At 72.7% G+C, this 23,742-nt stretch carries 23 protein-coding genes and 1 pseudogene; 14 read left to right on the top strand and 10 right to left on the bottom strand.

Going from position 1 to position 23,742, the window contains the following annotated elements:
- Window positions 1–62: 62 nt before the first annotated feature.
- Window positions 63–1,292: a GNAT family N-acetyltransferase gene (locus CXR44_RS18580; RefSeq protein WP_101787316.1), complete on the top strand. Its 1,230-nt coding sequence runs from the start codon at window positions 63–65 to the stop codon at window positions 1,290–1,292.
- Window positions 1,293–1,496: 204 nt separating this feature from the next.
- Here the strand turns inward: CXR44_RS18580 and CXR44_RS18575 are convergent, their stop codons facing one another.
- Window positions 1,497–1,964, bottom strand: a complete 468-nt coding sequence (locus tag CXR44_RS18575; protein ID WP_101787376.1) for a MarR family winged helix-turn-helix transcriptional regulator — start codon at window positions 1,962–1,964, stop codon at window positions 1,497–1,499.
- A 61-nt stretch (window positions 1,965–2,025) separates the two neighbouring features.
- On the opposite strand from CXR44_RS18575, the gene CXR44_RS18570 reads away from it, so the two are divergent.
- The 3 genes from CXR44_RS18570 to CXR44_RS39500 are packed head-to-tail and all read left to right on the top strand — an operon-like array spanning window position 2,026 to window position 3,204.
- Entirely contained in the window at window positions 2,026–2,403 is a 378-nt protein-coding gene (locus tag CXR44_RS18570; protein ID WP_101787315.1) for a hypothetical protein, read from the top strand.
- A complete protein-coding gene (locus tag CXR44_RS18565) occupies window positions 2,400–3,017 on the top strand; it encodes an NAD(P)-dependent oxidoreductase (protein WP_101787314.1) in 618 nt (205 codons plus the stop codon). Before CXR44_RS18570 ends, CXR44_RS18565 begins: the two co-directional genes overlap by 4 nt.
- Before the next feature lie 37 nt (window positions 3,018–3,054).
- Window positions 3,055–3,204, top strand: coding sequence for a hypothetical protein (locus tag CXR44_RS39500; RefSeq protein ID WP_180903532.1), 150 nt, complete (start codon window positions 3,055–3,057; stop codon window positions 3,202–3,204).
- A 39-nt stretch (window positions 3,205–3,243) separates the two neighbouring features.
- Here the strand turns inward: CXR44_RS39500 and CXR44_RS18560 are convergent, their stop codons facing one another.
- Window positions 3,244–3,714 (bottom strand): ribose-5-phosphate isomerase, encoded by a 471-nt coding sequence (locus CXR44_RS18560; RefSeq protein WP_101787313.1) that lies wholly within the window; start codon window positions 3,712–3,714, stop codon window positions 3,244–3,246.
- A 106-nt stretch (window positions 3,715–3,820) separates the two neighbouring features.
- On the opposite strand from CXR44_RS18560, the gene def reads away from it, so the two are divergent.
- The gene (gene def / locus CXR44_RS18555) at window positions 3,821–4,306 is read left to right on the top strand and encodes a peptide deformylase (RefSeq protein WP_101787312.1); all 486 of its coding nucleotides are present in this window, start codon (window positions 3,821–3,823) and stop codon (window positions 4,304–4,306) included.
- An 11-nt stretch (window positions 4,307–4,317) separates the two neighbouring features.
- Here the strand turns inward: def and CXR44_RS18550 are convergent, their stop codons facing one another.
- The gene (locus tag CXR44_RS18550; protein ID WP_101787311.1) at window positions 4,318–5,721 is read right to left on the bottom strand and encodes an aldehyde dehydrogenase family protein; all 1,404 of its coding nucleotides are present in this window, start codon (window positions 5,719–5,721) and stop codon (window positions 4,318–4,320) included.
- 173 nt (window positions 5,722–5,894) lie between these two features.
- A complete protein-coding gene (locus CXR44_RS18545) occupies window positions 5,895–6,515 on the bottom strand; it encodes a mycothiol-dependent nitroreductase Rv2466c family protein (RefSeq protein WP_101787310.1) in 621 nt (206 codons plus the stop codon).
- An 89-nt stretch (window positions 6,516–6,604) separates the two neighbouring features.
- Between CXR44_RS18545 and pepN the strand changes: the two genes are divergently transcribed.
- A complete protein-coding gene (pepN, locus tag CXR44_RS18540; RefSeq protein WP_101787309.1) occupies window positions 6,605–9,166 on the top strand; it encodes an aminopeptidase N in 2,562 nt (853 codons plus the stop codon).
- Window positions 9,167–9,419: 253 nt separating this feature from the next.
- A complete protein-coding gene (locus CXR44_RS18535) occupies window positions 9,420–10,973 on the top strand; it encodes a serine/threonine-protein kinase (protein ID WP_101787308.1) in 1,554 nt (517 codons plus the stop codon).
- A 23-nt stretch (window positions 10,974–10,996) separates the two neighbouring features.
- On the opposite strand, the pseudogene CXR44_RS42200 reads toward CXR44_RS18535, so the two are convergent.
- Window positions 10,997–11,386: pseudogene (locus CXR44_RS42200) on the bottom strand (EamA family transporter); the annotation flags it as partial.
- Between the two features lie 98 nt (window positions 11,387–11,484).
- Between CXR44_RS42200 and CXR44_RS18525 the strand changes: the two are divergent.
- Complete coding sequence (locus CXR44_RS18525; RefSeq protein ID WP_101787307.1) at window positions 11,485–12,444, top strand: hypothetical protein; 960 nt, start codon at window positions 11,485–11,487, stop codon at window positions 12,442–12,444.
- 1 nt (window position 12,445) lies between these two features.
- Here the strand turns inward: CXR44_RS18525 and CXR44_RS18520 are convergent, their stop codons facing one another.
- Window positions 12,446–13,852 carry an amidase gene (locus CXR44_RS18520; RefSeq protein WP_101787306.1) on the bottom strand — a complete coding sequence of 469 codons (1,407 nt, stop codon included), beginning with the start codon at window positions 13,850–13,852 and terminating at the stop codon, window positions 12,446–12,448.
- Between the two features lie 140 nt (window positions 13,853–13,992).
- Between CXR44_RS18520 and CXR44_RS18515 the strand changes: the two genes are divergently transcribed.
- Window positions 13,993–14,823, top strand: coding sequence for a nuclease-related domain-containing protein (locus tag CXR44_RS18515; RefSeq protein ID WP_101787305.1), 831 nt, complete (start codon window positions 13,993–13,995; stop codon window positions 14,821–14,823).
- A 109-nt stretch (window positions 14,824–14,932) separates the two neighbouring features.
- Window positions 14,933–16,771 carry a dihydroxy-acid dehydratase gene (ilvD, locus tag CXR44_RS18510; RefSeq protein WP_101787304.1) on the top strand — a complete coding sequence of 613 codons (1,839 nt, stop codon included), beginning with the start codon at window positions 14,933–14,935 and terminating at the stop codon, window positions 16,769–16,771.
- Between the two features lie 22 nt (window positions 16,772–16,793).
- Here the strand turns inward: ilvD and CXR44_RS18505 are convergent, their stop codons facing one another.
- Window positions 16,794–17,747 (bottom strand): helix-turn-helix transcriptional regulator, encoded by a 954-nt coding sequence (locus CXR44_RS18505; RefSeq protein ID WP_101787303.1) that lies wholly within the window; start codon window positions 17,745–17,747, stop codon window positions 16,794–16,796.
- A gap of 89 nt (window positions 17,748–17,836) precedes the next feature.
- On the opposite strand from CXR44_RS18505, the gene CXR44_RS18500 reads away from it, so the two are divergent.
- The 3 genes from CXR44_RS18500 (at window position 17,837) to CXR44_RS18490 (ending at window position 19,454) form a co-directional block, all read left to right on the top strand.
- Window positions 17,837–18,244, top strand: coding sequence for a VOC family protein (locus tag CXR44_RS18500; protein ID WP_101787302.1), 408 nt, complete (start codon window positions 17,837–17,839; stop codon window positions 18,242–18,244).
- A complete protein-coding gene (locus CXR44_RS18495; protein WP_101787301.1) occupies window positions 18,241–18,798 on the top strand; it encodes a YdeI/OmpD-associated family protein in 558 nt (185 codons plus the stop codon). The genes CXR44_RS18500 and CXR44_RS18495 overlap by 4 nt, the downstream gene beginning before the upstream one ends.
- 161 nt (window positions 18,799–18,959) lie before the next feature.
- Window positions 18,960–19,454, top strand: a complete 495-nt coding sequence (locus CXR44_RS18490; protein ID WP_101787300.1) for a helix-turn-helix transcriptional regulator — start codon at window positions 18,960–18,962, stop codon at window positions 19,452–19,454.
- A gap of 295 nt (window positions 19,455–19,749) precedes the next feature.
- On the opposite strand, the gene CXR44_RS18485 is transcribed toward CXR44_RS18490, so the two are convergent.
- From CXR44_RS18485 to CXR44_RS18475, 3 genes are all read right to left on the bottom strand, one after another.
- On the bottom strand, window positions 19,750–19,965 hold the full coding sequence (locus CXR44_RS18485; RefSeq protein WP_101787299.1) for an FmdB family zinc ribbon protein: 216 nt from the start codon (window positions 19,963–19,965) through the stop codon (window positions 19,750–19,752).
- A 14-nt stretch (window positions 19,966–19,979) separates the two neighbouring features.
- Window positions 19,980–20,783: a GNAT family N-acetyltransferase gene (locus tag CXR44_RS18480; protein WP_101787298.1), complete on the bottom strand. Its 804-nt coding sequence runs from the start codon at window positions 20,781–20,783 to the stop codon at window positions 19,980–19,982.
- A 79-nt stretch (window positions 20,784–20,862) separates the two neighbouring features.
- Window positions 20,863–21,369, bottom strand: a complete 507-nt coding sequence (locus CXR44_RS18475) for an HNH endonuclease (RefSeq protein ID WP_101787375.1) — start codon at window positions 21,367–21,369, stop codon at window positions 20,863–20,865.
- Window positions 21,370–21,651: 282 nt separating this feature from the next.
- On the opposite strand from CXR44_RS18475, the gene CXR44_RS18470 reads away from it, so the two are divergent.
- Complete coding sequence (locus CXR44_RS18470; protein ID WP_101787297.1) at window positions 21,652–23,706, top strand: prolyl oligopeptidase family serine peptidase; 2,055 nt, start codon at window positions 21,652–21,654, stop codon at window positions 23,704–23,706.
- The last annotated feature ends 36 nt before the right edge of the window (window positions 23,707–23,742 follow it).

Below are 23,742 nucleotides of genomic sequence, written 5' to 3'. Positions count from 1 at the left end.
CTTGATCATCAAGGACGGATAATCGGTGGCCGACGCCCTTTGCCCCCTCCTACGGTGGAGGGATGACGTATCCCATCCGCCCGATCAGTGAGGCCGAGTGGCCCGCCTTCGCCGGTGTGCTCGAAGAGGGCTTCAACACGACTCCCCACCCGTCGCAGGAGGCGCGGTGGAAGGCCGGCACGGAGTTCGACCGTACGCTGGCGGCGTTCGACGGCGACACGATCGCGGGTGTCACCTCCGTCTTCAGCCTCACCATGACGGTGCCCGGCGGGCGGTTGCCGGTCGCGGGGGTGACGGCCGTCAGCGTGCTGCCGTCGCACCGCAGGCGGGGCATCCTGGCGTCGCTGATGCGCAGGCAGCTCGCCGACATCCGGGAGCGCGGGGAGAGCGTCGCCGCCCTGTACGCCTCCGAGGCCGGGATCTACGGCCGGTTCGGCTACGGCCGGGCCTCGTCGAACCTGTCGTTCCGGGTGCGGACGGAGGGCACCGGCTTCGTGGCGGGCGCGCCGCACGACCCGTCGCTGCGGCTTCGCGTGGTCAAGCCCGCCGAGTCGCGCGCCGCCTACGAGAGGGTCTTCGCCTCCGTCGTGGGCCTGCGGCCGGGGCGCTACGAGCGCAACGACTCGTTCTGGGCCGGTGTGCTCGCCGACAGCGAGGCCGACCAGCAGGGGGCGGGCTCGCTGCGTTCGGTCGTGGCGGAGGACGACGAGGGCGTCCGCGGCTACGCGCTGTTCCGGGTCAAGCCGTCCTGGGACGCGGGCGGCACGCCCGAAGGCGAGCTGAGCCTGTACGAGCTGGAGGCCGTCGATCCCGCCGCGTACGCGCTGCTGTGGCGCAGCGTGCTGGACCGTGACCTGGTCTCGCAGGTGCAGGCGGTGAGCAGGCCGGTGGACGACCCGATCGTGGCGCTGCTGGCCAACCAGCGTCAGCTTCGCGCCGGCTGGTACGACGAGCTGTGGGTCCGCCTGGTGGAGGTGGACCGGGCGCTGGCCGGGCGCTCGTACGCGGCGCCGGTGGACGTGGTGCTCGAGGTCGAGGACGCGGTGTGCCCGTGGAACGCCCGCCGGTGGCGGCTCAGCGCCGACCCGACGGGCGCCGAGTGCAAGCCGGTGGACGACGAGCCGGACGTGACGCTGCCGGTCAGGGCCCTCGGCTCGGCCTTCCTGGGCGACGGTGTGCTGGCGGCGCAGCTCGGCGCGGGGCTGCTGCGCGAGCACACGCCGGGCTCGGTGCGGGCGCTCGCCGCGGCCATGGCCTGGGATCCCAAGCCGTGGACGGGGCTGGTGTTCTAGACGCCGGTCGGGCGCGGCGCCGGCAGGGCCGGGCGCCGCGCGCGCCATGGCATCCAGGTTCGAGGCATCGGTCGTCTTCGGGCGGCCTGCAAGTGGTGCACGCTCACCGAGGAGGGGCCAGGCACGCCAGGCGCCCACCCGGGTGAAGGAGGCGGCGGACCTCGGCCGGAATGGTGGCGCGCCGTGCGGCAGGCCGGGGCCTGCTCATTCTCGGTCGGCGATCTCGGCCGCCCACGCGCGCAGCCCGGCCAGGAATCCTTCCCGCTGCTGGGGGGTGAGCGCGTCCATCGCGCGCAGGAGCGGGCCTGCCCGCATCTCCAGGAACTCCGCCACGTCGGCGCGGTGCTCGGGGTTGAGGTGGACGAGCGTGCGCCTCCGGTTGGCCGGGTCGGGGGCGCGGTCGGCCAGACCGGCCCGGCACAGGTCGCCCACCAGGTCGCTGGCGTTGGGCAGGGAGACGCCCAACCGTGCCGCGAGTTCGGAGACGGTCAGCGGGGAGTCGAGGCCGAGCTGTGTGACGACCGCGCCGTGGCGCCGGGTGAGGGAGTGGCTCTCGAAGACGATGCGCAGGCCGTCGGGCATTCCCGGCGCGGGGTGCCGACGGAAGTAGACGGCCACCTGGGGGATCAGTTCGAGGATCTCGCGCCGGGCCGCCTCAGAGTTGCTGGGCATGGACACGGAGTATACAGTTCAAAAAATCGAACAGTTAAAATATTTGAACTGTGGAGGTGTCGTGTCGCAACAGCGCGCGCTCCGCGCCAGCCTGCGCGTCGACGGTGTCGGGACAGGGATCTTCGGGGTTTCCGTGCTGGTCGGCGGGCAGGGGCTGGCCGGCGCGATCGGCGTGCCCGGCTCCTGGATCGTTCCCATCGGAGCCGCCATGCTGGGAGGGGCCGTCCTGCTGCTGGTCTTCAGCGGCCATCCCGTCCTGCCCTCGATCGCGGCCACGGTCAACGCCGTCGCGGGCATCGCCATGGTGGGGCTGACGGTCAGCGGCATCCTGCCGCTCACCGGGCTGGGCGTGGCCTTCATGCTGGCCGGGGCCGTCTGGGTGGCCTCGTTCGCCGTCCTCGTGCTCGTCCTGCTGCGCAGGACGGAGGGTGTCCGATGAGAATCGTGGTCTTCGGCGCCAGCGGCGGGACAGGGCGCGAACTGGTCCGGCAGGCGCGGGCGGCCGGTCATCACGTGACGGCTGTGGTGCGCTCGCCCGGGGCACTCGCGGACGCCGTCGTGGCCGACATCTTCGATCCGCCGTCGCTGGTTCCGCTGCTGGCCGGGCACGACGCCGTCCTGTCGGTGCTGGGGCCGCGAGGACGTACCGCGACCTCGGTCTGCTCGACCGCGGTGGCGGGGATCACCGAGGCGATGGCAGAGGCGGGCGTACGCCGGATCGTCGCCATCAGCGCCCAGCCGGTGCTGAGAGGCGGGGCGGGGGATTCATGGTGGTACCGCCTGACCGCCCGGCCGCTGCTGCGGACGATCTACCGCCACGTCTACCGCGACCTGGAGCGCATGGAGCGAATTCTCGCGGCCGGCGACACCGACTGGACGGTCCTGCGGCCGCCCTACCTCACCGACGACCCGCCCGCCGGTCGCTACCGCACCGCGATGGACGCCAACGTCCCCGGCTGGAGCCTGGCCCGGAGCGATCTCGCCCGCGCCATGCTCGACGCCCTGGACGATCCCGCCACCGTCCGCCGGGCCGTGGGCGTCGGGCCGAACTGAAGGAGGCGCTCCCGCGTCCGGACGTAGGCTCTCCCCCATGGCGTTGCAGAGTTTGCAGATCACGGCGATCACGGCGATGCGGGCCCGCGACGTGTCGCGGCCGTCGAAGGAGCAGCAGGAGGCCGCGGACCGGCGGCCGCTGCGCGACGAGATGCCGAGGCGTGAGCCCCGGCGCCGCCAGTCCTGACGGTCGCGGCGCCCGGCGCCGCCGCTCCCGTCGACAGGCTCAGGAGGGCAGCGAGGGGAGCTGGCCGATCGTCTCGTACGCGGCCACCTGGGCGATGCGCCGGCTGTGCCGTTCGGCCCCGGAGAACGCCGTGGTCAGGAAGACCTCGACGAACCTCGTCGCCTCCTCCGTGGAGTGCATCCGGGCTCCGACGCTGACGACGTTGGCGTTGTTGTGCTCGCGCGCCAGCTCGGCGGTCTCTTCGTTCCAGGCGAGGGCGGCGCGGATGCCGCGCACCTTGTTGGCGGCGATCTGCTCGCCGTTGCCGGAGCCGCCGATGACCACGCCCAGGCTGCCCGGGTCGCCGGCGACGCCCTCGGCGGCGCGCAGGCAGAACGCCGGATAGTCGTCCTCGGCGTCGTAGACGAAGGGACCGCAGTCGATCACCTCGTGGCCGTGGTCCTTCAGCCAGGACACCAGGTGGTTCTTCAGCTCATAGCCGGCATGGTCGGCACCGATGTAGACACGCACGTCGACCAGTCTTCCACAGCCGGGTGCCAGGAGTTCAGCGGCGGGCGCGCGCTCGCTACAGTAAGGACCCCTGACCGCAACCAGTCCTTACGGGAGTAGAGCTGCCATGCGAGAGATCCGCGCGATCGGCGACCCGGTCCTGCGCACCCCCGCCGAGCCCGTCGAGGGCTTCGACAAGGAGTTGCGCCGCCTCATCGACGAGATGTTCGAGGCGATGTACGCGGTGAACGGCGTGGGCCTGGCCGGTCCGCAGATCGGCGTGTCGCGGCGGCTGTTCGTCTACGACATCAGCGGGCGCAAGGGGCACGTGATCAACCCGGTGCTGACCGTGGACGATCCCGAGGAGATCCTCGACGACGAGGGCTGCCTGTCGGTGCCCGACCGGCAGACCGGTCTGCCCCAGTACGCGCCCGTCGGCCGGGCGGCCGGCGTGACCGTCGAGGGGCTCGACCGGCTCGGCCGCCCGCTGCGGATCAAGGCCCGCGGCTCGCTGGCGCGCTGCTTCCAGCACGAGACCGACCACCTCGACGGCAGGCTCTACCTCGACCGGCTGCCCAAGGACGCGGCCCGCAAGATCATGCTCAAGGCGTAGATCGCACCTGGTCAGAGCTGGAGCGACTTGGTCTCCAGGTACTCCTCCAGGCCGTACTCCCCCAGTTCGCGGCCCATGCCCGACTGCTTGTAGCCGCCGAAGGGCGCCATCGGGTTGAACCGGCCGCCGTTGATCATCACCTGGCCGGTGCGGAGGCGGCGGGCCACGGCGAGGGCGCGCTCGTCGGTGGCGGCCCAGACGGCGCCCGACAGGCCGTAGCGGGTGCCGTCGGCGATGCGGACCGCCTGGTCCTCGCTGGTGTAGGGGACGATCACGAGGACCGGGCCGAAGATCTCGTCCTGCTCGATCGACATGCCGGGCTCCACGCCGGCGAAGACGGTGGGCTCGACGTAGTAGCCGCGCTCACGCGGGCGTTCGGTGCCGCCGGCCACCAGCCTGGCGCCCTCCTCCTGGCCCCGGTTGATGTAGCGGACGACGCGGTCGCGCTGGGCGGCGGAGACGAGCGGGCCGACGCGGGTGGCCTCGTCGAAAGGGTCGCCGACGGTGTGCGCGCGGGCCGCCTCGACGGCCAGCCGGACGGCCTCGTCGTACTGGTCGCGGTGGACGAGCATGCGGCTCCACGCCGAGCAGGTCTGGCCGGCGTTGACGAAGCAGTTGGCGACGCCGGCCTTGACGGCGGCGGGCAGGTCGGCGTCGGGCAGGATGATGGCGGCGGACTTGCCGCCGAGTTCGAGCGCGACCCGTTTGACGGTCTCGACGGCGAGCGCGGCGACCCGGCGCCCGGCCGCGGTGGAGCCGGTGAAGGAGACCATGTCGACCTCGGGGTGGGCGGCCATCGCCTCGCCGACGACCGGGCCGCGCCCGCTGACGAGGTTGAACACTCCGGGAGGCAGTCCGACCTCGTGCAGGATGTCCGCCAGCGCGTACGCGGCGAGCGGCGCCACCTCGCTGGGCTTGAGCACGACCGTGCAGCCGGCCGCCAGCGCCGGGGCCACCTTGCAGACGACCTGGTGGAGCGGGTAGTTCCAGGGCGTGATCGCGGCGACGACGCCGACCGGTTCCTTGACGACGAGGGAGTTGCCGACCCGGGTCTCGCGCGGGTGGCTCTCGGCCAGCCGCGCGTAGGAGGCGAGCACCCCGGCGGGCATGAGCGTCTGCACCTTGCGCGCGAACCTGAGCGGCGCGCCCATGTCGGTCGCGATCGTCGCGGCGATGTCGTCGGCGCGCTGCTCGACGAGGGAGGCGGCGGCTGCCAGCAGCTTGGCGCGTTCGGCCGGATCGGTGGCCGACCAGGAGGGGAACGCTCTTCGCGCCGCCAGGACCGCGCTCTCCACGTCGTCGGGGGCGCCGGCGGGCACCCTGTCGATGATCTCTTCCGTCGCCGGGTTGACGACGTCGATCGCTTCTCCGGAGACCGACGCGGTCCACGTGCCCCCGATGTACAGCCTGCGCATGGCTCCCATCCTCGCGCGCCCACACCGACAAAGCGAGAGCCGGAGCATGACGCACAGTGTCGAAAATCGCGGTGGCGCTGACTCAGCGTAGTCAGCGGAGTGCTTTTTCAGCACTGTACGGTCATGCGCCCGACAAGGGGATGTGTTGCCCAGATTGGTACGGCGCGCCGAGGTCAGTCGAAGCTGACCTCGCGGGTACGGGAGCGCTTGAGCTCGAAGAAGTCCTCGAAGGCGGTGACCAGCAGCACGCCGTCCCACAGGCGGCCGGCCTCGTCACCGCGGGGGATGCGGGTGATGACCGGGCCGAAGAAGGCGTTGGGGCCGACCCGGATGACGGGGGTGCCGACCTCCTGTCCGACCAGGGCCATGCCCTCGTCGTGGGAGGCGCGGATGGCGTCCTCGTACTCCTCGGACTCCATCGCGTCGGCGAGCTTGCGGTCGAGGCCGGCGGCCTCCAGGGCCTCCTCGGCAGTCTGGCGCAGCAGGTGCGGGCGCTTGCTCATGCGCCCGTTGTGCAGCCGGGTGCCCAGCTCGGTGTAGAGGGGGCCGGTGACCTGGTCGCCGTACTTCTGCTGGGCGGCGGCCACGACCCTGACCAGCTGCTGTGCCCGGCCGACCAGCTCACGGTAGTCGTCGGGCACGTCCTTGCCCTCGTTGAGCACGAAAAGGCTCATCAGGTGCCAGCGGGGCTCGATGGGGCGCACCTTCTCGACCTCGAGCAGCCATCGCGACGTCGCCCAGGCGTACGGGCAGAAAGGGTCGAACCACAGATCGACAGGAGTCTTCGCAGTCATGTGTGGTCATAACCTGAGTGGGTCGGTGTCCTATTCCGAGCGTGACAGGATACCGATTACCCCGACGAAGTGGTGAAAAGGAGCACAACTTGGCAGGCAACCTGACCCGGGACGAGGCTCGTGAGCGCGCCCGGCTGCTGAGAGTCGAGGCGTACGACGTCGCACTCGACCTGACGGACGGTGAGGAGCGCTTCGAGAGCATCACCACCGTCCGGTTCGGCAGCACGCGGGCCGGCGCGTCGACCTTCATCGACCTGCACGGCGCCAAGGTCCGCAAGGTGACGCTCAACGGCGAGGAGCTCGACGTCTCCGCCTACGACGCCGAGCGGGGCCGCTTCCCGCTGCCGTCCCTGGCCGAGTCCAACGAGCTGCGCATCGACGCCGACTGCACCTACATGCGCACGGGCGAGGGCCTGCACCGTTTCGTCGACCCGGTGGACCAGAAGGTCTACCTGCACAGCCAGTTCGAGACGGCCGACGCCCACCGCATGTACGCCTGTTTCGACCAGCCCGACCTCAAGGCCACCTTCCAGCTCACCGTGCTGGCCCCGGCCGACTGGGAGGTCGTCTCCAACGCGGCTCCGTCCGCGGTGACGGAGCTGGCCGAGGAGGGCGGCAGGCACGGCGCGGCGCGGGCCGCCAAGCGGTGGGAGTTCCCGCCCACGCCGGTCATGTCCACGTACATCACCGCGCTGGTGGCCGGGCCGTACCACAAGGTGACGTCGGAGCACGACGGCATCCCGCTCGGCATCTACTGCCGCGCCTCGCTGGCCGAGCACCTCGACGCCGACAACATCTTCGAGGTCACCCGGCAGGGCTTCGACTTCTTCCACGAGGTGTTCGGCGTCCGCTACCCGTTCGGCAAGTACGACCAGCTGTTCGTGCCGGAGTTCAACGCGGGCGCGATGGAGAACGCGGGCTGCGTCACCTTCCTGGAGGACTACGTCTTCCGCTCGCGCGTCACGGACGCCGTCGTCGAGCGGCGGGCCGAGACGATCCTGCACGAGATGGCGCACATGTGGTTCGGTGACCTGGTCACCATGCGCTGGTGGGACGACCTGTGGCTGAACGAGTCGTTCGCCACCTACATGTCGGTGCTCGCCCAGGCCGAGGCGACCCGCTGGGGCAAGGGCGCGTGGACCACGTTCGCGAACGTGGAGAAGTCCTGGGCCTACCGCCAGGACCAGCTGCCCTCCACCCACCCCATCGCCGCCGACATCCCCGACATGCAGGCGGTCGAGGTCAACTTCGACGGCATCACCTACGCCAAGGGCGCCTCGGTGCTCAAGCAGCTCGTCGCCTACGTCGGCCTGGACAACTTCCTGGCCGGGGTACGCGACTACTTCGGCGAGCACGCCTGGGGCAACACCGAGCTGAAGGACCTGCTCACCGCCCTGGAGCGCACCTCGGGCCGCGACCTGTCGTCGTGGTCGAAGGAGTGGCTGGAGACGGCCTGGGTCAACACGCTGCGCCCGTCGTTCGAGGTGTCCGCCGACGGCCGGTTCGAGAGCTTCGAGGTGCTGCAGGAGGCGCCGGCCGATTACCCGACGCTGCGCTCGCACCGGGTCGCCATCGGCCTCTACTCGCTGGCCGGCGGCGAGCTGACCCGGACCAAGCGCGTCGAGCTGGACGTCGTGGGCGCGCGGACCGCCGTGCCGGAGCTGGTCGGCGTCGAACAGCCCGACCTGGTGCTGGTCAACGACGACGACCTGACGTACGCCAAGATCCGCCTGGACGAGCGGTCGCTGCGCACGCTCGTCGACGGCGGCATCGCCGCGTTCACCGAGTCGCTGCCGCGCGCCCTGTGCTGGTCGGCGGCGTGGGACATGACGCGCGACGGCGAGCTGTCCACCCGCGACTACGTCAAGCTGGTCGTCTCGGGCGCGGGCACGGTCAAGGACATCACGGTCCTGCAGGCCGTGCTGCGGCAGGCCCGCCAGGCCGTGCAGCAGTACGCGGACCCGGCCTGGCGGCAGGAGGGCCTGGCGCTGCTGGCCGCCGAGCTGCGCGCGCGGCTGGCCGCGGCCGAGCCCGGCTCCGACCACCAGCTCGCGTTCCTGCAGGCGTTCGCCCCCGTCGCCACCTCCGGCGACGACCTGGCGCTGCTCCAGGGCATCCTGGACGGCTCGGCGGTGCCCGAGGGGCTGACCGTCGACGCCGACCTGCGCTGGAGCCTGGTGCACGCGCTCGTCTCGGGCGGAGTGCTGGGCGAGACCGACATCGAGGCCGAGCTGCGCCGCGACCCCACCGCCACCGGTGAGCGGTCGGCGGCGCTGTGCCGCGCGGCCGTGCCGACGGCCGAGGCCAAGGCGGCGGCGTGGGAGCGCGTCGTCGGCGGCAAGCTGGCCAACCACATCGCGCGCACCACGATCACCGGCTTCCAGGACCCGCACCACCCCGAGCTGCTGGAGCCGTACCGCGAGGCGTACTTCGCCGAAGTCGGGCGGATCTACAAGGAGTGGACGTTCGACCAGGCCAGCACGTTCGCGGTGGGCTGCTTCCCGTCGCTGCTCATCGAGCAGGAGACGGTGGCCGCGGCCGAGCGCTACCTGGCCGAGGAGGAGCCGCCGCAGGCGCTGCGCCGCCTGATCATGGAGGGGGCCGACGGCGTCGTCCGCGCCCTGCGCAACCGGGCCAAGGACGCCTCCTAGCGCCGTCCCGGCGCGCGCGTCCCGCGACCGTCCCGGCGCATCGCGCCCCGGGACGGTCCCGGCGCGCGCGGCCTGGCGCCGGCGCGCGGGCCGTCCGACCGGCTCGTCCAGACCCCGGCCCGCCTCGGGCGGCCGGGGTCGCGGCGTCCGGGCCGCGAGACGTGCTGACCTGCGGTGAGAGTCCCGTGGCGGGGACACGACGCGCACGGCGATTCGGCGGTCGCATCGCTCCCCCGGTGTTAGCCTCGAAGACGTGCTCGCCCCCGGTACCACGCTCAACGACCGCTACGCGCTGACCAGCCGTGTCGGTGGCGGCGGCATGGGCGAGGTGTGGCGCGCCGACGACACCGTGCTCGGCCGCACCGTGGCCGTCAAGGTCATGACGCCCGCGCTGGCCGAGGACCCGGCCTTCGCCCAGCGATTCCAGAACGAAGCCAGGGCCATGGCCACGCTCCGGCACCCCGGCGTGGTCGACGTCTACGACTACGGCGTGTGCGAGGTCGCCGGCCGCAGGGTGAGCTTCCTGGTGATGGAGTTCGTCGAGGGCGAGTCGCTCGACCGGGTGCTGCGCCGCGGGCCGCTCGGCCCGGCCGCCACCATGCGCCTGGTCGCCGAGGTGGCCGACGCGCTGTCCGCCGCGCACGAGCAGGGCATCGTGCACCGCGACGTCAAGCCGGCCAACCTGCTCATCAGGTCCGACGGCCGGGTCGCCCTCACCGACTTCGGCATCGCCCACTCCGCCTCGGCGGGCCACCTCACCGCCACCGGCGCGATGCTCTGCTCGGCCGGCTACTGCGCACCCGAGCTGGCGTCGGCCAGCGAGGTGACGCCCTCGGTCGACGTCTACGCGCTCGGCGTGGTCGCCTTCGAGTGCCTGGCCGGGCACTTGCCCTTCCAGGGCGAGACCCCGGTGCAGATCATCTTCAAGCACCTGCACGCCGATGTGCCTCCGTTGCCCGCCGAGGTTCCGGCCGGGCCGCGCGCGGTGGTCGCCGGGGCGCTGGAGAAGGAACCCGCCCGGCGCTGGCCGTCTGCCGTCGCGCTGGCCGCCGCCGCGCGCCAGGCCCTGGCGGCACCCGACGTCGCGCCCCTCCTGCCCGGCGCGGCGTCCGGCGTCGTGCCCGGCGCGGCACCCGGCGTCGTGCCACCGTCCGGCACCCCGGCCTCGGCCACACCTTCCTCCGTCACCCCGCCGGGCTCCCCGGCCGCCCCGCCCGCGGGCACGTCCGCCGCCCGCGCGGCGGCGCCCGCCGGTGCGCCCGGCGGGCCGGCGTCGCCGGCCGCCACCGAGCCGGGCACGCTGCCCTCGCCGCACCCGGCCGGTTCCGACCCGCACGCCACCGCGCCGGGCGGCGCGCGGCGCCGGGCCCGCAGCGCGCTGCTGGCCGTGGCCGCCGCCGTCACGGTCACCGTGGCCGTCGCCGGTTCGATCTGGCTGCGCCCCGAGAGCTCGGCCGACCCCGTCCAGCCCGTCACGCCGCCCGTCACGACGAGCGTGGCGGCCCCGGCCACCGGCGCTCCCGTCACCACCGCCAGGCAGTCGGCCCCGCCGCCGCGCGCGGCCACGACGGTCCCGCGGCCGAGCGTCACGGCCACGACCACCCCGACGGTCACCGCCACGCCGACGCCGACCCCCTCCGCCACCACGTCGGAGCCGACGGCGACGCCGACGCAGAGCCCCACCAAGGAGCCCGAGCCGACCGAGGAGCCCACCACGCCCGGTCCGCAGGAGCCGACGGCCGATCCGGAGCCCACCAAGTCCGCGGATCCGGGCGAGATCCAGTGCATCCGGGCGCCCTGCCCCTGACGCCGCTCCGCGCCCAGGCCGACGCCCGCCCACGGCCAGGCGCCCAGCCGCTCCCCGAGAAGGAACACCCCGAACGCGACGCTGACCAGCGGGGTGATGAAGTAGCCGAGCGAGGCGTCGACGACGTGCCCGTTCATGGTGGCCCAGATGAACACCATCCAGTTGACCGTGGTGAGGAAACCGGCGAGGGCCGGCAGCGCCACCTGGCGGTGCCGGCGCAGGATGGCCGCCACCTGCCGCCGACGGCCGAGCGCGAGCACCAGCAGGCCGATCGCGACCGGCGACCACACCATCCGCAGTGCCAGGATCTCCACCGGGCCGGTGGGCTCGACGAGCGGCCAGGAGAGGGCCGACAGGCCCCGCAGGACGTACGCGGCCGTTCCGAGGACGACCCCCTGGCGCGAGACAGGCATCTCCCCGGCTCTACGCGATCACGGTGCGGGCGCCGCCGGCGCTTCGGCATCGCCGGAGCCGGCATGGCCCGGCGGTCCCGTCGTGAGAGAGTTGATCGGTGAACTCGACTCGCGACCTGCTCATCGCCCTGGCCCGCCGCTACGCGTTCGCCGACCTCGGGGCGCTGGCCCCGACCCCGGAGATCGCCGACGTGTGCGAGTTCGGGCAGCGGCTGCTGTCGCTCGACGCCGAGGACTTCGCGGTCGAGGCGAGGTCCGTGCCGGCGGAGCTGCGGCGGCGGGCCCGCGCCTGCCACATGCCGCAGACGCCGCGCGAGCAGCCGCGCGGCGCGCTGGAGTCGCTGCGGCCGGCCTACGGGCTGCTGCTGGAGGTGATCGCGGCTCGCTGGCACCGCCGGGAGCTGAGCCCGATGATCGCCGCGGTGCACATCGCCGCCGAGTACCTCCCGCTGCTGGCGTTCGAGCCGCACCTGGGCCATGCGGGCGACCCGGTGCTGTGGCCCGACGGGCTGAGCGCGCCCGGCAGCAGGTTCGGCGTCATCGGCGACCGCGACTGCGACCACACCAAGTCGGAGCAGTCGGCCACCAACAGGACGCTGCGGGTGTCCGGCGAGCCGGCCGAGGGCTGGCGCGCCTACTTCGACCGGCAGCACAGCCAGGTGGCCGGCGCGCTGGCCGTGTGCGTGTCGACCTGCCGCAACCCGTGCACGGCGATGCACTGGATCGACCCGGAGCCGCGCGCCGAGCTGGGTGTGCGCGCCCGCACCGCGCTGGCGTTCGCCGAGACCCCGCTGGTACGGCTGCGCCACGCGGCGCCCGTCGGGCACGGGTTCGGCGTGCCCTCCCCCGAGGAGGTGCTCGACGCCTGGGAGCGCAGCCGCTCCGCGCTGGACAAGAACGAGGTCGGCGGCGCCGCGCTGAAGGACGACGGCTTCCCGCTGCCCGGCCTGCCGACGCTGTTCTCGGCCGTGGCCGCCGCGCGCATCGTGCCGGCGACGTTGCTCGCCGGGATCAGCGACCACATCGCCGGGCTGCTGGAGGCGGCACCGTCGGCGTGACTCACCAGACCGGCGGCCGGCGCTCCCCCCAGAAGCCGCCTCTGGCCGCCTCCACCTGGGCCGACAGCGAGATCAGGGTGGCTTCGCCGCCGATCCGGCCGCCGAGCATGACGCCGATCGGCAGCCCGTCGGCGGTCCAGTGGAGGGGCAGGTTGACGGCCGGCTGGCCGGAGACGTTGTAGATCGCCGGGAACGCGGCGAACCTCGTCATCCGCTCGAACGTCTCCTCGGGATCCGCCACGTCCTCGAACCAGCCCAGCGGGCGGGGCGGCTGCGTCACCGTGGGTGTGAGCACGGCGTCGTAGGCGTCGGTCACCGCGAGCGCTCCCCTGGTCGCCAGCTGCAGCGCCGCCTGGGCCTGCAGGAAGGCCGGGGCGGGGGTGGCGAAGCCGCGCTCGCGCAGCCAGGCGGTGATCGGCCGCAGCCGGCCGGTCTGGTCGTCGGCCACGGGATGCATGCAGGCGAAGGCGTACCACATCGTGACGAACTGCGGCACGAGGTCGGGTCCGTACGGCCGGGCGATGTCCACGACCTCGTGGCCGAGCCCGGCCAGGGTGACGCTCGCCTCCTCGTAGGCGGCGAGCACCGCGGGGTCCACCTCGGCGCCGGGCACGACCGGGTCGGCGAAGCGGGCGATGCGCAGCCGCCCCGGCTCGCGTCCGGCGTGGGCCAGGAACGTCCCCTCGGCCGGCGGCGCGAGGTAGAGGTCGCCGGGCACGTTGTGCGCCATCACGTCGAGCAGCGCCGCGGCGTCGGCGACCGTCCGGGCGATGGGGCCGTTGGTCGACAGGCCGGCGAGGTCGGGGATGATCGGTGCGAAGCTGATCCGCCCGCGGGTGGGCTTGATGCCGAACAGGCCGCAGACCGAGGCGGGGATGCGGATGGAGCCGGCGCCGTCGCTGCCCTGGGCGGCGGGGGCCAGACCGGCGGCCACGGCCGCCGCCGCGCCGCCGCTCGACCCGCCGGCGGAGCGTTCGGTGTCCCAGGGCGAGCGGGTGGGCGGCGACACGTCGGTCTCGGTGTAGCAGGGCAGGCCGAACTCGGGTGTCGCGGTCTTGCCGATCATGACGGTGCCGGCCTCGCGCAGCCGTTCCACGACCGTGTCGTCCACCGGCGCGACGAAGTCCCGGTACGTCGCGGAGCCGAACATGATCGGCACGTCCTTCACCAGGTTAAGATCCTTGACAGGGATCGGCACTCCGGCGAGCGGCCCGTCCGGCAGGTTCTCCTGCAGGCGGCCGGCTTGCTCCAGTGCCCTTTCGGCGGTCACGGTCACGTAGGCGCCGACTCGCGGGTCGATCCGCTCGATCCGGTCGAGGTAGTGCCGCGTGAGCTCGACCGGCGAGACGACCCGGTCGCGGATGGCCTGCGCCTGCTCGAGTGCCGTTAGCTCGTGAAGGTCTCGCACGCTGGTCACACTAGGGATCTCTAGAGAAGAACGTAATAGATACCCGGAAATCGGGCGCGGAACACGGTGGGCTGGGGCCATAAAACTATGGACAGGGCAACACTAGGAATCGACCGAACGCTCGGGCTACGGTGAGTCGCGTGGACTCCGACCACCAGCGAGAAGACGGTCACAGCACCTCACCGATCTGGGTGAGCGACAGACCTGACGAGGGCGAGACGGCCTCCGCCAAGCAATCGGCGCCCACTCCCCCCACCTACGCGCCCGTCAAGCGCGTGGCCATGAGCAGCGTGCTCAGCCATCCGCGCTTCCACCATCTGCGCCTGCGCGCGCTGTTGGCGGTCGGCGTGGCGCTGGTCGCGGGATTCCTGCTGGCCGACTGGCGGGCGGGTGTGACGGCCGGCGTCATCGCGGCGATCCTCGACACGGTCTACCGGGCCAGATCCCACTCCGCGGTGCCGGCCTGGCGGCGCTCCTCCGTCGCCGAACGACGCACCGAGGCCCAGCTGCGCAAGCTCGAACGCAACGGCTACCGCACCCTGCACGCCAGGGCGATCCCGGGCACCGAAGCCCAGATCGACCACCTGGTGGTCGGGCCGACCGGCGTCTACGCGGTCGACTCCGAGAAGTGGGACAAGCGCCTGCCGGTGCGGGTGCAGATGGGCAAGAAGCTCTACCACGGCCCGTTCGACAAGAAGGAGCGCCTCACCGAGGCCCTGATGGAGGCGACCAAGGCGGGCGAGCTGATCAGCAAGGAGTTCGGCCGCCAGGTCTCGGTCGTGCCGTCGCTGGCCATCTACGGGCCGGCGGTCCCGTGGAAGGTGATGAGCATCCGCGGCGTCGACGTCTACGACGGCGTCCGCGCCCGCAGGTGGATCACCAAGCGCGAGCGGGCGCTGACCGACGCCGAGATCGACCGGCTGTACGAGATCGCCGCCACGGTGCTTCCACCCCGCTACGGCGAGGACTAGCCAGGGCCCCTTTCCGATCCTCTCCGGCGTCCGAGCCGTGGACAGCCGTCTCAGTCGACGGGCGATGCGCCGTACCATGTGAGGACTGGAAAGCGATGGGAGAAGCACAATGCCCGCCCTCAGGTCACGCACGGTCACCCATGGCAGGAACATGGTCGGCGCCCGCGCCCTGCTCCGCGCCACCGGCGTGGCCGGGAGCGACTTCGGCAAGCCCATCATCGCCGTGGCCAACAGCTTCACGCAGTTCGTCCCCGGGCACGTGCACCTGCGCGACGTCGGCGACGTGGTGTCCGCGGCGATCAGGGAGGCGGGGGCGATCCCGCGCGAGTTCAACACGATCGCGGTCGACGACGGCATCGCCATGGGGCACGGCGGCATGCTCTACTCGCTGCCGTCGCGCGAGCTGATCGCCGACGCGGTCGAGTACATGGTCAACGCCCACTGTGCCGACGCGCTGATCTGCGTCTCCAACTGCGACAAGATCACGCCTGGCATGCTGCTGGCCGCGTTCCGCCTCAACATCCCGACGATCTTCGTCTCCGGCGGGCCCATGGAGGCCGGCAAGACCCCCGGGCGCAAGCTCGACCTCATCGACCCGATGATCGCCTCGGCCGACGCGTCGGTGTCCGACGCCGAGCTGCTGGAGATGGAGGAGGCCGCCTGCCCGACGTGCGGCTCGTGCTCGGGCATGTTCACCGCCAACTCCATGAACTGCCTGGCCGAGGCCATCGGCCTGGCGCTGCCCGGCAACGGCACGATCCTGGCCACCCACCGGGCGCGCAAGCAGTTGTTCGAGGACGCCGGCCGCCGGCTCGTGGAGATCACCCGTCGCTACTACGAGGACGATGACGAGTCGGTCCTGCCGCGCAACATCGCGACCCGCGAGGCGTTCGAGAACGCGATGACGCTCGACGTGGCGATGGGCGGCTCGACCAACACCATCCTGCACATCCTGGCCGCGGCCCGCGAGGCCGGCGTCGACTTCGGGCTCAAGGAGATCAACGAGATCTCGCTGCGCGTGCCGTGCCTGTGCAAGGTCGCCCCGGCGACGAGCAAGTACCACATCGAGGACGTTCACCGGGCCGGCGGCATCCCGGCCATCCTGGGCGAGCTCGACCGCGCCGGGCTGCTCCACCGCGACGTGCCCACGGTCAACGGCGGCACCCTCGGCGACATGCTCGCCGCCTGGGACCCGTGCTCGCCGTCCGTGCGGCCCGAGGCGATCGAGCTGTGGCACGCCGCGCCGGGCAACGTCCGCACCGTCAAGCCCTACTCCCAGGACAACCGCTGGGACGACCTCGACCTCGACCGGGCCGAGGGCTGCGTGCGCGATCTCGACCACGCCTACACCGCCGACGGCGGTCTGGCCGTCCTGTACGGCAACATCTCCCGTGACGGAGCCGTGGTGAAGACGGCCGGGGTCGACGAGTCGATCTGGAAGTTCAGCGGGCCGGCGGTCGTGTTCGAGTCGCAGGAGCAGGCGGTCGAGGGCATCCTCAACGGGCGCGTGCGCGAGGGCGACGTGGTGGTCATCCGCTACGAGGGCCCCAAGGGCGGGCCCGGCATGCAGGAGATGCTCTACCCGACCTCCTTCCTCAAGGGCAAGGGCCTCGGCAAGGCGTGCGCGCTGGTCACCGACGGCCGCTTCTCCGGCGGCACCTCGGGCCTGTCGATCGGCCACGCCTCCCCGGAGGCCGCCGAGGGCGGCATGATCGCCCTGGTCGAGGACGGCGACATGATCGACATCGACATCCCCGCCCGCAGGCTCGAACTCCGGGTGCCGGAGGACGAGCTGCAGGCGCGTCGTGAGCGGCTGCTCGCCGACCTGGGCGGCTACCGTCCGCGTGACCGCGACCGGCCGGTCAGCGTGGCCCTGCAGGCGTACGCGGCCATGACCACGTCCGCCTCCACGGGCGCCTCGCGCGACCTGTCCCAGCTGTCCCGCTGACCGGGAATCCTGGGCGCCCTGATCAGGAGGCGCCGGCGTAGCGGGCAGCGAGCTCGGCCCCGATGCGGGCCAGCTCCGCCCGCACCGGGGCGGGTTCGAGCACCTCGACCAGCGCGCCCCAGCCGGCGAGCTGTCTGGCGATGTCCAGCGGCGTGGGCGCCCCGACGCGGACCGTGGCCCGCCCCCGCTCGTCGCTGCCGTGCCCGACCTCGCAGTGCCGTCCGAAGTGGTCGCGCAGCACCGGGACGAACCGTGCCTCGATGAGCACCGTCGCCCAGGTGCGTGAGCGCCGGCGCTCCACCTCGCCGACGACCTCCTGCCACGCCGCGGCGAGGGTGAAGTCGTCGGGGCGTTCGGCGGGCTCGTCGGTCGGCTCGGCCTCGACGATCCGGTCCACGCGGAACGTGCGCCGCCCCCGCTCGGTCCCGGCGAGCAGGTACCAGACCTCGTCCTTGTCGACCAGTCCCCACGGATCCACCAGGCGCTCGGTTCGCTCCCGGGTGCGGCCGGCGTAGGTCAGGCGGACCTTGCGCCGGCGGACCACGGCGGCCTGCAGCCGGTCCACCATCTCCGGCCGGCGGCGGTCCCGCTCGCCCCACCGGGTCGGGTCGATCATCGTGGCGCTCGCCGCGGCCTCGGCGTCCGCCCGGAACGTCCGCGGCAGCGCCCGTACGAGCTTGCGCAGCGCCGCCTTGGCCTCGTCCGAGACGGCGGCGGCCGGGCCGACGAGCAGGAACAGCGCCTGCGCCTCCGTCGCCGACAGGCCGCTGAGGTCGGTGCGGGCGCCCCCGAGCAGCGACCAGCCGCCGCCGCGGCCGGGCTGCGGGTACACCGGGACGCCGGCCGCCGACAGCGCCTCCAGGTCGCGGCGCGCGGTGGCGACGGACACCTCCAGCTCGGCGGCCAGCTCGGCGGCGGTCACCCGGCCGCGGGACTGCATGAGAAGCAGGACGGCGATGAGACGGTCAGCACGCATGTCTCCAGGTTCGCCGAAAAAGTGCTCATTTGGTGAGCACTTTCCCCGGAAGACTGGTTCTTGTGACCGACCGGAGAAAGGAACACCTCATGCTGCGTGGACTGGCCACCGTCAACTTCTGGGCCGACGACCTGGAGGCCGCCAAGAACTGGTACGTCGAACTGCTCGGCGTCGAGCCGTACTTCGAGCGCCCCGGCAACGGGCAGCCGGCCGCCTACTACGAGTTCCGGCTCGGCGACTACCAGGCCGAGCTCGGGATCATCGACCGGCGGTACGCACCGCCCGGCGCGGCCACCGCGGCCGGGGGCGCCATCACCCACTGGCACGTCGACGACGTGGCGGCCGCCCTCGACCGGCTGCTGGCCCTCGGAGCGACGCCGCACACGCCGCTCACCGAGTACGGCCCCGGATTCGTCGCCGCCTCGGTGGTGGACCCGTTCGGCAACGTGCTCGGCGTCATGTACAACCAGCACTACCTGGACGTGCTGGGCCGATGATGCACTTCACGGACGCCGCCGCGTGGGAGGCATGGCTCGCCGGGCACCACGCGGACGAGGGCGGGGCCTGGCTCAAGATCGCCAAGAAGGGGGCGCCCGTCGCCGGGATCACGATCGGGCAGGCGCTGGAGGTGGCGCTGTGCTACGGCTGGATCGACAGCCACCGCAGGTCCCACGACGAGCACTTCTTCCTGCAGCGCTACTCGCGCCGCCGCAAGGGCAGCCCGTGGTCGCGGGTGAACGTCGAACACGTCGAGGCGCTGACCGCCGCCGGGCGCATGCGGCCGCCCGGCCTGGCGGAGGTGGCCGCCGCGCGGGCGGACGGCCGGTGGGACGCCGCCTACGCCGCCCAGCGTGACGCCACGGTCCCGCCCGAGCTGGCCGAGGCGCTGGCGGCGCATCCTTCGGCCGCGGCCCGCTTGGACGCGCTCGGCAGAACCGGCCGCTACCTGCTGGTCCTGCCGCTGCTGAAGAGCAGGACCCCGGCAGGCCGCGCCAGGCGCGTCCAGAAGATGATCGCCGACCTGCTGGGGGAGGACGCCGACCGCCGATGACGCTCGCCCGGGTTGGGGCGCGGGTCATGCGGCGTGCGGGGAGACGGGCGCTCCGCAGGGCGCAGGAGCACCACCGCGCGAACCTGTACGCGAAGGCGAGGGTTACCTTGCTTGGGCACACGTTTTCGAAAATTGTCAGTGGTCTTCTCTACTCTTGGGGTATGGCTACAGTCGTGAAGCCCACCACCCGCCCGCTGACGACCGCCGAGATCGCCGCCCTCGCCCTCTCCCTGGCTCACCTGGGCTCGGGCCCGCAGGCCGTCACCGCCAGGCGCGGCCTGCAGCACGCGTTCGAGCACCTGGAGCTCGACGACGACGTCATCGCCACCACGCTCGCGACACTCACCGACCCGCTTCCCGCGGAGACCGCCTCCCGGGCACGGCTCATCGCCGACGCCATCACCAGCCGGCTCATGATCCGGCTCCACTACTGCGACGCCGCCGGTCACGTCACGGTCCGTGACGTGGAGCCGGTGACCTGCCTGGTCCACCGCGAATACTGGTATCTCGTGGGCGTCTGCCGGATGCGCCGCGCGATCAGGGCGTTCCGGTTCGACCGGGTCCTGGCCGTGGAGCCCACCCTGACCCCGTCCCGGCCGCACCTGGCCGACCGCTTCCTGCCCTTCCAGCGCCGCAAGCGCGCCAGGGCCGCCTGACGACCGGCTCTCCCGACCGCCCCCGACCCCCGACGCCGACCCGCTCGCGCAGCGCACTCGCCTGTCCCTCCCAAGTGCCCGTCACCGGCCGCATGCGCCGGTGCCGGGACGGCCCGTCGTGTACGCGGGAGGCGCGACGGGCGTGGGTGCCGGGAGGCGTGGCAGGGCCTCGGGGCGCGCCAAGCCTCCCGCGCCCCGAGGTGGCGTCGCAAGGCCCCGTGGAGCGGGTCAGGCTGGGCGGGACGCCACGGGTCAGGCTGGGCGGGCCGCCGGGGGTCAGGCGGGGCGGCTGCGGTCAGGTGGCGCAGCAGCCGCCGCCGCAGCAGCCGCCCCCTCCCCCGCCGGACTGGCGCGGGGCGGCGGCGCCGCCCGTCATGGCGACCGTCGACAGAAGCTTGACCGTGTCGTCGTGGCCCTCCGGGCAGGACGCCGGGTCGTTCGAGGCCGACATGGGACGGGACACCTCGAACGTGGAACCGCAGGCGCGGCAGCGATAGTCGTAACGCGGCATGACCCCAGGATAGGTCAACCGGCGAACGTCACCAGGGCGTGATCGTCCACCGGCCGGAATCCGATCGACTGGTAGATGGCGTTGCTCGTCGGGTTGGCCAGGTCGGTGAAGAGGACCACCTCGCGGCAGCGCTCCGCCAGCGCGACCTGGCACGTGTGGGCCGTGACCGCCGCCCCGTAGCCGCGCCTGCGGGCGGCCGGCGGGGTGTAGACGGGGCCGATGCGGCACACGCCACCGGACTCGGGGGACAGGCCCGCCATCGACACCGGGACGCCGTCGTCCTCCCAGACGAACAGCTCCCGGCGAGCGAGCCGCCGGGAGATCTCCTCGTCGGGGTCTCCGGCGTCGAGCGCCACCTCCGCGGCGAACGCCGCGTGCCAGCCGGTCAGCACGGCGCGGTGGGCGGCCGTGGCGAGCCGCCCCCGGCCCGGCACCGTGGGGACGGAGAGCTCGTCCAGCCGGTAGAGGCGTTCGGCGCGCACGGTCCCGGGCACGCCCATGGCCTCGACGACCGCCTCGACCAGCTCGCGCCTGCCGACGACGCCGGGGATCGGGCCGGGCAGGGCCTTCACGAGCGGGGCGGCGGCCTCGACCGGCATGACGCCGACGACGAGCAGACGCGGCGGGGTCCGGAAGACCACGCCGCCGACGCCGTCGCCGTCCGTGGCCCACCAGCCGAAGTACGCGCCGTCGGCCGGCATGCCTGCCCGCAGGTTGGCGAGGACGCTGAGGGGCACGGTGTTGCGCACGGGGTCGGCCAGCAGGAACGGCTCGGCGGCCCTGGAGTAGGCGGCGAGGTCTGTGGTGAAGGTCCACATGGGACGATGATCCCAGCACGGACGCCGTCGCCACAAAGAGATTTCGGGCCCGGCCCCGCGAGGGGGCCGGGCCCGTGGGTCAGGCGGCCTCTTCGAGGTAGGGCGCCCATTGGGGATCGCCGACGAGGGACGCGCCGATCAGTCTCCAGTGGGCGCCCCGTGGCACCGCCGGGGTGACGCGCAGCGTCCACCCCAGCTCCTCCAGGTACTTGTCGGCCTTGCGGTGGTTGCAGGTGGTGCACGAGGCCACGCAGTTCTCCCACGTGTGCGCCCCGCCTCTGGATCGGGGCACGACGTGGTCGATGGTCTCGGCTCGCTGGCCGCAGTAGGCGCAGCGGTAGTCGTCGCGCCGCATGAGAGCCGCCCTCGTCAGAGGGATGCGCGACCGGTAGGGAATGCGGACGTATCTACGGAGTCTGATCACCGAAGGCACGTCGAGCGTGCGACTGGCGGAGCGCAGGACCGCTCCGCGCCCGTCGCGGTGCACGACGTCGGCCTTCTCCCGCAGCACCAGCACGATGGCCCGGTGCAGCGAGAGGGTGGTGAGTGGCTCGTAAGTGGCATTGAGCAGCAGGACCTGGCGCATCATGGGGCCTCACCCCGCTGCGCGCGTATCAAAGGGGACATGCCGCGGCATGTCCCGGCTGTCGGCCCCTCCTGGGGCACCGATGCTTCCGTCACGTGGACCTCCGCCGGACGGCCCAGCGGATGGTCACCACGGTACCGTCCTGTCACCAAGTCTGGCGTTTCGAGCGTGGTCCCCGCCACCCCATAACCCCGGTCCGGAATGACGAGAGGGACGCACGGTACGTTTTATGCCCGTATCACCAGGGCTTTACGCGCTCTGCTTCGCAGTAGGGTTCGGGGCATGACCCGAGAGCCGTACCCCACCGCGCGACGCGAGGACGCCGTCGATCTCCTGCACGAGACGCCCGTGCCAGACCCGTACCGCTGGCTGGAGGACCCCGACAGCCCGGAGACGCAGGAGTGGCTGCTGGCGCAGGCCGAGCTGTTCAAGCGGGAGAGCGAGCCGCAGCGGTTCAAGGAGCGCATCGGCGAGCTGCTCAAGTCGGGTTCGGTCGGCACCCCGGCCTGGCGGGGCGGGCGCCACTTCTTCAGCCGGCGCACTCCGGAGCAGGAGCACGCGGTCTACTACGTCGTCGAGCCCGACGGCACCGAGCGGGCGCTGGTCGACCCGATCGCGATCGACCCGTCGGGGCTGACCACGCTCGACGCGGTGCAGCCCGACAAGGAGGGCCGCCTGCTGGCCTACCAGGTCTCGGTGGGCGGCGACGAGGAGTCGGTCCTCTACATCGTGGACGTCACGACGGGCGTCCGCGTCGAGGGGCCGATCGACCGCTGCCGCTACTCCCCCGTCGCGTGGTTGCCGGGCGGCGAGGCGTTCTACTACGTGCGCCGGCTGCCGGGCACCGAGGTGCCGGAGAACGAGCGGCAGTTCCACCGCCGGGTCTACCTGCACCGCGTCGGCACGTCCACCGAGGACGACGTGATGATCTTCGGCGATGGCCTGAAGATGACCAACTACTACGGCGTCTCGGTGTCGCGCGACGGCCGCTGGCTGCAGATCTCCGCCAGTGAGGGCACGGCTCCGCGCAACGACCTGTGGGTGGCCGACCTGACCGAGTCGTCGCCGGAGCGGCCCGAGCTGCGGGTCGTGCAGGAGGGCGTGGACGCCCAGACCGGGCTGGTGTTCGGCCGTGACGGCAGGCTGTACGTCCACACCGACCGTGACGCGTCGCGCGGCCGGGTGTGCGTGACCGATCCCGCGACGCCCGGGGCGGAGAGCTGGCGCGACCTGATCCCGGAGGACCCCGAGGCGGTGCTGTCCGACTTCGCGATCCTCGACGACCTGGAGCGCCCGGTCATGCTGGTCGGGTGGACGCGCCACGCCATCAGCGAGATCACCGTGCACGACCTGGCGACCGGCGAGCGCGTCGGCGAGGTGCCGACGCCCGGCCTGGGCACGATCGGCGGCATCGCGGAGCGGCCGGAGGGCGGCCACGAGGCGTGGTTCGGCTACACCGACAACACCACGCCGCCGACCATCCAGCGCTACGACGCCCGGACGGGCGAGACGACGCTCTGGGCGGCCTCGCCGGGCGCGGTCGAGGTGCCGCCCGTCCGCACGTCGCAGCAGGTCTTCCGGTCCGCGGACGGCACCGAGGTGCGCATGCTCGTCATCGCGCCGGTCGACGGCGACGGGCCGCGCCCGACGATCCTGTACGGCTACGGCGGCTTCGGCCTGTCGATGACCCCCGGCTACTCGGCGTCGATCCTGGCCTGGGTGGAGGCGGGCGGCGTCTACGCCATCGCCAACCTGCGCGGCGGCGGCGAGGAGGGCGAGGACTGGCACCGGGCGGGCATGCTGGCCAGCAAGCAGAACGTCTTCGACGACTTCCACGCGGCCGCCGAGCACCTCATCGCCACCGGCGTCACGACGCCGGGGCAGCTCGCTATCTCCGGCGGCTCCAACGGCGGGCTCCTCGTGGGGGCCGCGCTGACCCAGCGCCCCGAGCTGTACGCGGCCGTGGCCTGCTCGGCGCCGCTGCTCGACATGGTGCGCTACGAGAAGTTCGGGCTGGGCGCCACCTGGAACGTCGAGTACGGCTCGGCCGACGACCCCGAGCAGTTCCGCTGGCTGCTGGCCTACTCGCCCTACCACCACGTCCGCGAAGGGGTCGCCTACCCTGCGACGCTGTTCACGGTCTTCCAGTCCGACACGCGCGTGCACCCGCTGCACGCCTGGAAGATGTGCGCGGCGCTGCAGCACGCGACGGCGTCGGAGCGGCCGATCCTGCTGCGCAACGAGACGGAGGTGGGCCACGGAGCCCGCTCGATCAGCCGCACGGTGGATCTGTCGGCCGACACGCTGACGTTCCTGGCCCGGCACACGGGGCTGTAGCCGGGCCGACGGGGCGGCCGGCCCGGCCGCCCCGTC

The organism is Nonomuraea indica (assembly GCF_002850745.1).
Classification (GTDB): Bacteria; Actinomycetota; Actinomycetes; order Streptosporangiales; family Streptosporangiaceae; genus Nonomuraea; species Nonomuraea indica.
Note: the sequence above shows the minus strand (reverse complement) of the source record. Positions and strands in the feature narration are given on the sequence as shown.

Excerpts from the sequence above, each read along its gene's own strand:
- CXR44_RS18580 (WP_101787316.1), top strand. The coding sequence starts at position 63 with ATGACGTATCCCATCCGCCCGATCAGTGAGGCCGAGTGGCCCGCCTTC.
- CXR44_RS18575 (WP_101787376.1), bottom strand. The coding sequence starts at position 1,964 with ATGCCCAGCAACTCTGAGGCGGCCCGGCGCGAGATCCTCGAACTGATC.
- CXR44_RS18565 (WP_101787314.1), top strand. The coding sequence starts at position 2,400 with ATGAGAATCGTGGTCTTCGGCGCCAGCGGCGGGACAGGGCGCGAACTG.
- CXR44_RS39500 (WP_180903532.1), top strand. The coding sequence starts at position 3,055 with ATGGCGTTGCAGAGTTTGCAGATCACGGCGATCACGGCGATGCGGGCC.
- def (WP_101787312.1), top strand. The coding sequence starts at position 3,821 with ATGCGAGAGATCCGCGCGATCGGCGACCCGGTCCTGCGCACCCCCGCC.
- CXR44_RS18550 (WP_101787311.1), bottom strand. The coding sequence starts at position 5,721 with ATGCGCAGGCTGTACATCGGGGGCACGTGGACCGCGTCGGTCTCCGGA.
- CXR44_RS18545 (WP_101787310.1), bottom strand. The coding sequence starts at position 6,515 with ATGACTGCGAAGACTCCTGTCGATCTGTGGTTCGACCCTTTCTGCCCG.
- ilvD (WP_101787304.1), top strand. The coding sequence starts at position 14,933 with ATGCCCGCCCTCAGGTCACGCACGGTCACCCATGGCAGGAACATGGTC.
- CXR44_RS18505 (WP_101787303.1), bottom strand. The coding sequence starts at position 17,747 with ATGCGTGCTGACCGTCTCATCGCCGTCCTGCTTCTCATGCAGTCCCGC.
- CXR44_RS18500 (WP_101787302.1), top strand. The coding sequence starts at position 17,837 with ATGCTGCGTGGACTGGCCACCGTCAACTTCTGGGCCGACGACCTGGAG.
- CXR44_RS18495 (WP_101787301.1), top strand. The coding sequence starts at position 18,241 with ATGATGCACTTCACGGACGCCGCCGCGTGGGAGGCATGGCTCGCCGGG.
- CXR44_RS18490 (WP_101787300.1), top strand. The coding sequence starts at position 18,960 with ATGGCTACAGTCGTGAAGCCCACCACCCGCCCGCTGACGACCGCCGAG.
- CXR44_RS18485 (WP_101787299.1), bottom strand. The coding sequence starts at position 19,965 with ATGCCGCGTTACGACTATCGCTGCCGCGCCTGCGGTTCCACGTTCGAG.
- CXR44_RS18480 (WP_101787298.1), bottom strand. The coding sequence starts at position 20,783 with ATGTGGACCTTCACCACAGACCTCGCCGCCTACTCCAGGGCCGCCGAG.
- CXR44_RS18475 (WP_101787375.1), bottom strand. The coding sequence starts at position 21,369 with ATGCGCCAGGTCCTGCTGCTCAATGCCACTTACGAGCCACTCACCACC.
- CXR44_RS18470 (WP_101787297.1), top strand. The coding sequence starts at position 21,652 with ATGACCCGAGAGCCGTACCCCACCGCGCGACGCGAGGACGCCGTCGAT.